This window comes from Achromobacter sp. 413638 (genome assembly GCF_043119405.1).
GTDB lineage: Bacteria > Pseudomonadota > Gammaproteobacteria > Burkholderiales > Burkholderiaceae_B > Achromobacter.
Genome location: NZ_JBICCO010000141.1, coordinates 1 through 9,604 on the forward strand (window position 1 = coordinate 1; position 9,604 = coordinate 9,604).

8 protein-coding genes and 1 pseudogene are annotated in these 9,604 nt (G+C 64.2%); 2 read left to right on the forward strand and 7 right to left on the reverse strand.

Going from position 1 to position 9,604, the window contains the following annotated elements; translation table 11 throughout:
- Positions 1-14 precede the first annotated feature (14 nt).
- Positions 15-329 (reverse strand): DUF736 domain-containing protein, encoded by a 315-nt coding sequence (locus tag ACEU5R_RS31255; protein ID WP_023101682.1) that lies wholly within the window; start codon positions 327-329, stop codon positions 15-17.
- Positions 330-1,155: 826 nt separating this feature from the next.
- On the opposite strand from ACEU5R_RS31255, the gene ACEU5R_RS31260 reads away from it, so the two are divergent.
- Positions 1,156-1,674 carry a GNAT family N-acetyltransferase gene (locus ACEU5R_RS31260; protein WP_023101683.1) on the forward strand — a complete coding sequence of 173 codons (519 nt, stop codon included), beginning with the start codon at positions 1,156-1,158 and terminating at the stop codon, positions 1,672-1,674.
- A gap of 128 nt (positions 1,675-1,802) precedes the next feature.
- On the opposite strand, the gene ACEU5R_RS31265 is transcribed toward ACEU5R_RS31260, so the two are convergent.
- The 6 genes and pseudogenes from ACEU5R_RS31265 to cadR all read right to left on the reverse strand — a co-directional run bounded on the left by ACEU5R_RS31265 (position 1,803) and on the right by cadR (position 7,077).
- Positions 1,803-2,012, reverse strand: a complete 210-nt coding sequence (locus tag ACEU5R_RS31265) for a hypothetical protein (protein WP_023101684.1) — start codon at positions 2,010-2,012, stop codon at positions 1,803-1,805.
- Between the two features lie 63 nt (positions 2,013-2,075).
- Positions 2,076-4,142, reverse strand: coding sequence for a ParB/RepB/Spo0J family partition protein (locus tag ACEU5R_RS31270; RefSeq protein ID WP_023123543.1), 2,067 nt, complete (start codon positions 4,140-4,142; stop codon positions 2,076-2,078).
- 75 nt (positions 4,143-4,217) lie between these two features.
- Positions 4,218-5,048, reverse strand: coding sequence for a DUF932 domain-containing protein (locus ACEU5R_RS31275; protein ID WP_023101686.1), 831 nt, complete (start codon positions 5,046-5,048; stop codon positions 4,218-4,220).
- Between the two features lie 719 nt (positions 5,049-5,767).
- A complete protein-coding gene (locus tag ACEU5R_RS31280; RefSeq protein WP_023123544.1) occupies positions 5,768-6,046 on the reverse strand; it encodes a hypothetical protein in 279 nt (92 codons plus the stop codon).
- A gap of 65 nt (positions 6,047-6,111) precedes the next feature.
- A pseudogene (locus tag ACEU5R_RS31285) lies at positions 6,112-6,393 on the reverse strand (DUF2958 domain-containing protein); the annotation flags it as partial.
- A 264-nt stretch (positions 6,394-6,657) separates the two neighbouring features.
- A complete protein-coding gene (cadR, locus tag ACEU5R_RS31290) occupies positions 6,658-7,077 on the reverse strand; it encodes a Cd(II)/Pb(II)-responsive transcriptional regulator (RefSeq protein ID WP_087778393.1) in 420 nt (139 codons plus the stop codon).
- 85 nt (positions 7,078-7,162) lie between these two features.
- On the opposite strand from cadR, the gene ACEU5R_RS31295 reads away from it, so the two are divergent.
- Positions 7,163-9,571 (forward strand): heavy metal translocating P-type ATPase, encoded by a 2,409-nt coding sequence (locus ACEU5R_RS31295; protein ID WP_128318211.1) that lies wholly within the window; start codon positions 7,163-7,165, stop codon positions 9,569-9,571.
- Positions 9,572-9,604 lie beyond the last annotated feature (33 nt).

The following is a 9,604-nucleotide window of genomic DNA, read 5'->3' on the forward strand; positions in this document are numbered from 1 at the left end:
GCGCCGGGCGGCGGTCACGCCGCCTGGGGCTTGCTGCGCGACCAGATCAGGTCGTGCGTGCCGTCCTCGCTTTCGATCAGGCGGGCATAGACCGTGGCTGGGAACGATGGATCGTCGAGGGTCACGGAGATGTACTCCCGCCCGGCCTCGCTGGTCTTCTTCCACGCCGCGCCGATGTCGTGGCTGGCCGCCTGCAAGCGGAAGTCAGGGGCTTTCTCGTTGTCCCCCTTGTCGTTGGGAACCAGCTTGGCCTTGACGTTGAGCGTCAGGGTGCGAAGCGTGCCGGTGAAGCCGTCTTTTTCTGCGGTGAAGGTGCCGATGTTGGCCATGATGTTTTCCTTTCGGTTGAACAAGGTTCGCGCCCATCGCGTCCTTGTTGTGATCCGGCCGGCGGGGGACGGGCTGGCTGCACCGCTTGCGGTCGAAACGCAGTGGAGAGCCGGGAGGCGAAAAGAATTTGCTGCGCGAGGAAGCCGCGCAGCGGCGGGGAAATTGTTTTCGAAGGACGGTTGCAGCCATGAAGCCCGAGGCGCAGCCGCGCCACCGCCAGGATTCACAACGAGACAAGGACGCCTTGGGCCGAACCGCTCCGAAAGGAGATGGGGCCGGCTCGGCATCCCCGCATGAAGGCTGCACCGGCTCGCCCGCTGACGCGGGCCAGGTCAACCCCCCGACGACACGCGAGAACGCCCCTGCCGCACCTTGCGGTGCCGGTCTTGAGGCGTGGCGTGGAAGCTCCATAGCGATGCCGGAAAGGCATACCGTGAACTGGCGTGAACCGTCCTTCGTGACGTGATGGGTACGAACCGCCAGCGTTGAGGACGGCCTGCATTTGCACAACCTGCCGCAGCAAGCGCCAGCGTGTTCGCCAGTGCCGCGCCCATCGCGGTGGGGCGCTGGCCGGGCCGATCCGGCGTAGGCCGGTTCGGCGGTATCAAGGGGTGCCAAGCATCGCGCGGCGGGGATAGCCCGCAGGGCTTTCCCCTGGAGGCAAGCGCAGCGCGCAGCGCCGCAGGCGCGAAGACGTGAGGGATTGAAGCCGAATGGCCGTGACAGCGAAGTCGGCACGGGGCGAAGCCCGCAAAGCCCGGCGGCGCATCGCGCCGACACGCCCAGGCCGTTCTATGCTCTCAGGAAGAAAACCAAGACCAGTCCATGACCCTCCAGCTCCGACACGAAACCCCGGACGACGTTGCCGCCATCGAGGCAGTCACGGTGGCCGCCTTCGCCGATGCACCACATACCAGCCACACCGAGCAATTCATCGTGCGGGCCTTGCGAGCCGCCGGCGAACTGACGCTTTCCATCGTGGCCGAAGAACATGGCCAGGTCGTCGGCCACGTCGCGCTGTCGCCGGTGACGATCACCGATGACCACGGGCGAGAGGCCCAAGGCTGGTACGGCCTGGGGCCAATCTCCGTCCTGCCGCCAAGGCAGGGAAACGGCATCGGTTCGCGCCTGATGGAACAGGCGCTGTCCGAACTGCGAGCCATGCAGGCCGCAGGCTGCGTGCTGCTGGGAGATCCCGCGTATTACGCGCGCTTTGGTTTTGAGGCCCATGCGGGTCTGCAACTGCCGGGCGTACCGCCCGGCTACTTCATGGCGCTGGCTCTGCACGGGCCAGTGCCGGAAGGCGTCGCGCACTACAGCGATGCCTTCAACGCCGCCGCCTGAGCGAGCGCGAAGGCGGCGGCGTTCTGATTCGGCTGTTGGCCTTGAACACCGGGCGCGGCCACCGCCGCGCCCGGATTTGCATTTCACCGCGCCCAGGACGGAACGGCCTGGGCGCGGTGCTGTTCGGGTTATTTCTTCGTCTCGATGAGCCACCATACGGCACGCGGCAAGGCGCGGCCCGTGATGGGGTGAATGTCGGTCAGGTCGGCACGGGCTAACCAGCCCGAGGGCGGGCGGTAGCCGCGCACGTCGCCGTCGCCGTGCCAGCGGCGGGCGCGTACCGCGCCGGGGGCGTAGATCGCCGCCATGCGTAGGCGGCTGGTGGTGGTGTGGGTCATGGGGCGTTCTCCTTCAAGCGAAGCGCCCCGGTTCAAGGCCGGGGCGCTTGCCATCGGCGCAGGTCAAGCGGCCAGCGCCACGGCGGGTTCATCCGCCAGTGCCTCGGCATCCTCCGGGGCGTCATCCTGCGCCTGCGGTTCTGCCTGCGTGGCTTCCTGCGTGCCTTCGGTGGCGAAGATGGCGGGCATCCATCCGGTTCCATCCGCCAGCCGCTCGGCTTCGCTGGCAATGTCGGCCTTCTTCAACTTCGCCAGCCGGGTGACGTGCGACGGTGCGAACTGCTCAACGGCTTCCAGAATCGCGGCCTTCGGCACATGCCGGAAATAACCTTCATTGGATGGCTTCCACCACGCGGCCATGTCCAGCCCCACGGCCTGCGCCAGTTCTTCGCCCGGCTGCTGCCGCGTGGTGCGGGGTGTCACCACGTCCACCGTGACGGCCACGCATACCGCCAGCAGCCGCACCAGTTCGTCTTGCGACTTCGCCAGCAGCGCGGCGAACAGTTCGGCGCTGTCCTCGGGCAAGGCTTCGCCCGCCACCTGTTGCAGTTCGCGCAGCGCCACGGCGGCGGGCGATTCCGGCCAGTCCGGGGCCATGCCTTCCAGCCGGTCTTGCACTTTCAGGCTCACGCCCAGCGGCAGATCGTGGCCGTAGTGGCTTTCCTGCAAAACGGTCTGCACCATGCCATGCACCAGCGCGGCCAGCGCCACTTGCGGATGCCGTGCCACTTCGATTTGCAGCGCGGCGGTGCGATGGGCGCTCAACCGTTGCGCCAGCCGGTCGGACATGGCGGCGGTCTTGGGCTGCCCTTCGCTGTCTCCGTCTTCGCCTTCGTCGTCGTTCACGGCATCCTCGCCGCTGAAACCTTGGCGCAGGCGTTCCAGCGTGCGCAGCGCCTTGGCCTCGGCCTCGCGCAGCAGGCCGCAATGGATGACGGCCTGCCCGTTGCGGTCGATGGTGACGATGGCACCGGCTGCGGCCTTCACGGTCGGGCTGTAGTCCTGCAAGCCATCTTCCAGCGCCTGCAACTGCTCGCCCACGGCTTCGCCTTCTTCCTGCAAGGCATCGGCCTTTTCCTCGTCGTCGACGTCCAGCGCGTCATCCACGGCTGCGGCCAGTTCCTGCATCTTGGCTTGCAGCTTTTCGATGCGCTGCGCTTCGCGCTTGGTCGGTTCGCGCCGCTCCCTCGGCGCACGCTGGAAGGCGTGCAGGTCGGCATGGGTCACGCCCGGCGTGGCATCTACCCATGCCCAGCCTTCGGCCTTCACTTCGGCGGCGATGCCCGCCAGCCGGTCTTGCGCCAGCCTGTCCAGCAACGCAGCATCGGTCAGGTACACGCCCGCGTCACCTTCGGCGAACAGGTCACGGCGCACGCCACCGCCTGCGGCCTCGTAGGTGTCCAGCCCGACGAAGCGCACCAGCGGATGCCGGTAGGCGTCGATTTCCCTTTCGGTGAGGCGGTCGCGCAGCGCGGACGGCTGGCGTTGCCATGTTGGCGCATCGTAGAAGGCGACTTCCTGCGCGGTGTGGTCGTCGGTGATGGCCAGGGCCATCAACTGGTCAAGGCTCACGGCTTCGGCGCGGTAGTCGGCCAGCAGGCGGGGCGATACGTTCGCCAGATTCAAGCGGCGCTGCACCACCAGCGGGGACACGCTGAAATCCGCTGCAATGTCCTCGATGGGTCGGCCTTCGGCCACCAGCGCGGCGAATGCCTCGAACTGGTCTGCCGGGTGCATCGCTTCGCGCTGCACGTTCTCGGTGAGGCTGGCCGTGCGGGCGGTGCCATCGGCCACCAGCAGGCAAGGCACCTCCCATTCCTTGCTGATGCGGTGCTTCTTCGCCAGCAGCTTCAACGCGGCCAGCCTGCGGCCACCGGCCACGACTTCGTAGTGCTCGCCATCGGCGGATGCAATCACGATCAGGTTTTGCAGCAGGCCCACGCGCTGGATGCTCGCGGCCAATTCGGGGATGGACATGCGCGGGGTCTTGCGCACGTTGCGGCCCGTGGGGCGCAGCACCAGCCGCGACAGCGGAACCAGAATCAGGTTCTTGGTCGGGTCGGCGGCTTCCAGCGGGACAGCGGCGGCGGTGTTGACGGCGCGGGCTTCGGTGTAGGTGATGGCGTTCATGGTGGTTCTCCAATCAAGTGAAACAAGGGAATGGAGGGGAAACCGCCCCTCCGGCGGGTGAAACATCGGAAGGGGTCAGGCTTTCAACTGGCGCAGGCCATCGGCCAGCATCCAGAGGGCGCGGTTCAGGCGCACATCGGAATCAATGCCCTGCACCGGGCGGGTTTGCTGGCGGCGTCCGTTGGCGCTGCGGCCATGCAATCCGCCTTTGGTCAGGTTTTCTTGCGTGCGGTTGAACACGCTCCACAAGTCCGGGCGGCGGTCGTCGAACCGGCGCGGCATCAGGATTTGCGATTCGGTGATGGGCGCGGGCTTGTTGTCGGTGGGGTCGTACTTGAGGGCCAGCGCGGCGCGGGCGAACACTTCGGCCTCGCCTTCGTCCAGCGTGATTGCGCGCATGGCATCGCGGGAATCCTTCACCCGGTCGAAGCCGCGCAAAACTTCGTAAGCGCCTTCGATGACGTGCCCGGAAACGTCGCCCTTGTGGGGCACGCGCACATCGGCCACGGTGTCGCCGCACACAAGGCCATTGCTGCACACGAACCGGAACATCCCGGCCAGCATCTGATAGCTGCTCGTGCCATCGTGCGAGTTCAGCAGCACGATTTCATTGGCCTCCGCGCCGTTGATCTGGCTGGCGTGGCGCAGGCGAATCATGTGCTTGGTGTGCTCGCGCTTGCCTTCGTCGCGCACGCGGGTTTGCGTCACCATGAAGGGTTGAAACCCCTCTTTGCGAAGCTCGGTCAGCACGGCAGCGGTGGGGATGTAGGCGTACCGCTGCGAACGGCTTTCATGCGGCGCGTCCGCGAAGATGGACGGCGCTACGCGGTGAATCTGGTCATCGGACAGCGGGTAGTCGCTGCGCAGCGAGGGGGAACGGGAAGCGAATCGGGATGCGAGTTGCATTTCATTTCTCCTGACAAAGAAAAAAGGGTTTGCTGTTCACACCGCACACCGGATTCCTAGATTCGGAGCCCAGCCTTTCGGCTGTTTGGTGCGGTCGGCGAGAGGAACCCGGTTGGCCCTGTTGCCACCGTCTTTCCTGAGTTCATCGCCCGCGACGGTCAGGAGCGCGCGAACGTGTGCCGTCAAGGAGGCAAGCGCAGGGTTGGTGCGGCCCGCAGGCGCAGCCGAGGACACGGCCCTGCGCGCCTTGACGGCACACGGGCGCGGGCTACAGTCGCGGACAAGGTGATGAAGTCAGGGGAGACGGCTGGACATGGCAACGGCCTTCCCCTTGCGCTGACCGCACGGCAAGCGAAGCGCGCAGGCCCGAAGCTGGAAGCCGGGCCGGAGGCGTCAGCCGAGCGGAGCGAGGGAACGATGGAAGCCCGACAGGGGCGAAACCCCGAAGGGGGTTTGATGCGCTACGCGCACGACAGCGCGACCGGCCATCTCCCAGGTGGCCGGGGACGCCCAGCCTTCAAGGTTCGATGAGCACCAAGCGCACTACGCCCCACACATCGGGAAGCGGGTTCTGCTGTGGCTGCGGATTTCTGGCCGATCCGGCGCAGCCGGTTCGGCGGTCTTTAGGGGTGCCAAGCCTCGCGCGGCGGGGATAGCCCGCAGGGCTTTCCCCTGGAGGCAAGCGCAGCGCGCAGCGCCCCGGAAGGGGCGCGAAGGCATCAGGCCGAGTCGTCAGGGCGCAGGCTGGATTGCGCAACCGGCATCCACGGCGCTGACGAATCGAGGTAGTAGCGCATACCGCGCGCATACAGCCCCGAAGGCTCGGTCGGGCGGTAGAACCCGTTGATGCAGCTACGGAACTGCACGCCGTATTCGTTGGTGTAGATCACCGCGTCACCGATCTTGAAGCGCAGCGGCTGGCCGTTCTCCGGCGCGAACGGCTTGAGCGCATCATGCTGGGCGGTGATTTCGATGATGTAGTCGTGATGGCTGCTCATGGCATTGATCTCCTGTGATGGTCGAAAAAGCGCAAGGAGCGCCTTGCGGCGCTCCAAGGGCGAAGTCAGACGACGATTCGCCCGGCCAGCCGCGCATCACGCGCATAGCCGCTTAGACGCTTCTCTGCCCGGAAAGACAGGTCGCGCTCGATCGGCAGGCCCAGCCCGCCGCGCACGCTCGCCAGCTCGTCCAAGCTGACCCAGCCGATTTCCGGCTCCCCCAGGCCCAGGTCGCAAAGACCAAAGGCGTGGTCGTGGTCGTCTGGATCAATCTCGGTCAGCAGCCAAGTCGCGCCGCCGTCCGGCGTGAACAGCTTGACCACTGGAGCCGGATCGAAGTCGGGGTTTGGGGAGCAGTGGAACCAAAAACCAACGTAAGGCTTAGCTAGAGTTCACCGCTGCCGAAAATAGGGGCGGTTATCCAGACTTTGTTTTACTGAACGACTTTTCTGCACTGCTTTTCATGCGTTTGGACGGCCTGGCTGTCATTTTCAGAAGACGACTGCACGGAATATCAGAAGTCAGCCGCACGACCTTCTCCGATGCCAATTAGGCAGGCCGCTCACGAATCCAAAATCGCAGGCCAATGTCGGCGTGCGAAACAACTCATGCTATGCGTTGCATCCCGGATGATTGCAATCTGATAAACCTTGCAAGATGCCACATGCCTCTATTCGTCGAGCGCCCGAGCATTTTTCACGCAGCGAGAGCAAGTGCCGCTTCAATTGCAACAGCGCTTCGACGCGATCTTCGGTCTGACGAATATGGGCATCCAGTAGTGTATTGACGTCGCCGCAGTCCTGAGCAGGGTTATCTCGTAGGCCCAGCAGTATCCTGATTTCGCTCAGCGTCATGTCAAGCGAACGGCAATGGCGGATGAACTGCAAACGCTCGATGTGCACATCGCCGTACAACCGGAAGTTGCCACCACTGCGCGCTGGCTTCGGCAGCAGCCCTTCCTTCTCGTAGTAGCGGATGGTCACGACCTCGCACCCGGAGCGCTTGGCGAGGTCGCCAATTCTGATTTCCATGCCTCAATCTCCATTTTTCACTTGACTCTATAGCGACTATAGAGTTTTTAATGGGGGCTGAATAGACGATTTGAAGGAGTTATCCATGAGCGAATGCGCTTCAAAGGGGTGTGGCTGCTCGACTGGGCCAATCATCCAACCCACGGCACAAGCCCCGCTGGCAACCGGATCGGCTCAAGCGGTGTACCGCATCGAGAACATGGATTGCCCCACGGAAGAGGCGCTGATCCGAGGCAAGCTGGCTGGGCTGGCGGGTGTGGTTGGTCTTGAGTTCAACCTGATGCAGCGTACCTTGACCGTGCGGCACGAATTGCCTTCGCTGTCTCCCGTTGAACAGGCACTGAAGGCCATCGGCATGCAAGCTGTGCGCATGGATGAGGCGTCGGCTGGGCAGACAACCAAGCTGTCCATTGCCAAGATGGATTGTCCGACAGAGGAAGCATTGATCCGCAACAAGCTCGGCACCGTGGCCGGGGTTACCGGTCTCGATTTCAACCTGATGCAGCGCACGTTGTCGGTACGCCATGCTGACGGGGTTCTGCCGGATGTGCTTGTGGCACTACAAGCGCTCGGATTCGAGGCGCAGGTCGAGGACAAGGCCGTGGCCGCGTCGCCATCCGCGTCCCCTGTGACAACGCCGACCAACTGGTGGCCGCTCGGCATTTCCCTCATCGCTGCATCGGCGGCCGAAGCGGTCTACTGGTTCCACGACGGCAATCATTGGTCAGTCGTCATTCTGGCGCTTGTCGCGATCTTGACGGGGGGGCTGTCCACCTACAAGAAGGGCTGGATCGCGCTCAAGAACCGTAACCTCAACATGAACGCCCTGATGTCGATTGCCGTCACGGGTGCCATGTTCATCGGCCACTGGCCCGAAGCTGCGATGGTAATGGTGCTCTTCGCGCTGGCCGAGGTGATCGAGGCCAAGTCATTGGATCGCGCCCGTAACGCCATCCGTGGACTGCTCGACCTGACCCCGGAGCAGGCCACGGTGCAGCAGCCTGACGGCACTTGGCGAGAGGTAAGTGCCAAGCAAATCGCCATTGGCAGCCGAGTCAGGGTCAAACCGGGTGAGCGCATCGCGCTCGATGGCGAGGTGCTAGACGGACGCTCCACGGTCAACCAAGCCCCGATCACGGGCGAAAGCCTCCCGGTCGAGAAGTCCCCCGGCGATCCGGTGTTTGCGGGCACGATCAACGAATCCGGTTCATTCGAGTACCGCGTCACCGCCTTGGCCAGCAACTCCACTTTGGCCCGCATCATTCACGCGGTAGAGGCTGCACAAGGTAGCCGTGCGCCGACCCAGCGTTTTGTCGATCAGTTCGCCCGTTGGTACACGCCTCTCGTGTTCGCCCTAGCCATCGCCGTCGCACTGCTGCCCCCGCTTTTCATGGGCGCGGCATGGATGGACTGGATTTACCGTGCACTGGTTCTGCTGGTGGTTGCCTGCCCATGCGCCCTGGTGATTTCCACGCCGGTCAGCATCGTCAGCGGCTTGGCCGCCGCTGCCCGCCACGGCATTCTCGTTAAGGGCGGTGTCTATCTGGAAGAAGGCCGCAAGCTGCGCTGGCTGGCTCTGGACAAGACCGGCACGATCACGCACGGCAAGCCTGCTCAGACCGATTTTGTCGCATGGGGCAACGCACTCGCCGCCTCCGATAGCCGCAGCATCGCTGCCAGTCTGGCGGCCCGCTCAGACCATCCGGTATCCAAAGCGGTGGCGCAGGCTGCGCAGCGGGATGGGGTTGCCTTGCTCGACGTGGCCGAGTTCAGCGCGCTGCCCGGTCGGGGTGTGCAAGGCCAAATCGACGGGGAGACCTACTATCTGGGCAACCACCGAATGCTTGAAGAGCTGGGGCAGTGCACACCAGAGCTGGAGCAGCGCATCGCGGCGCTGGAAACCGTAGGCAAGACCGTCGTGATGTTGGTGGGCGCAAAAGGGGTACATGCCTTATTCGCCGTTGCGGACACCATCAAGGACAGCAGCAGGAGAGCCATCGCCGAGCTGCATGCTCTGGGCATCAACACCGTGATGCTGACCGGCGATAACCCCCACACGGCACAGGCCATTGCCGCACAAGCTGGCATTGACCGTGCGCAAGGCAACCAACTGCCTGACGACAAACTGCGCGAAGTGGAGCAATTGTCCAGAAATGGCAAGGTTGGCATGGTCGGTGATGGCATCAACGACGCACCGGCCTTGGCGCGTGCGGACATTGGCTTTGCAATGGGAGCGGCAGGCACAGATACCGCCATTGAAACCGCCGACGTGGCCCTGATGGACGATGACCTGCGCAAGATTCCGACCTTCGTGCGTCTGTCGCGTGCGACAGCACAGGTGCTGATGCAAAACATTGTGCTGGCCCTTGGCATCAAGGCGGTATTTCTGGTGCTCACTTTCACGGGTCACGCGACCATGTGGATGGCTGTGTTCGCCGATATGGGTGCCAGCTTGCTTGTTGTCGGCAACGGCTTGAGGCTGTTGCGTCGATGAGCTGGAAACTCTTTCTCTATGACTGGGGTGGCC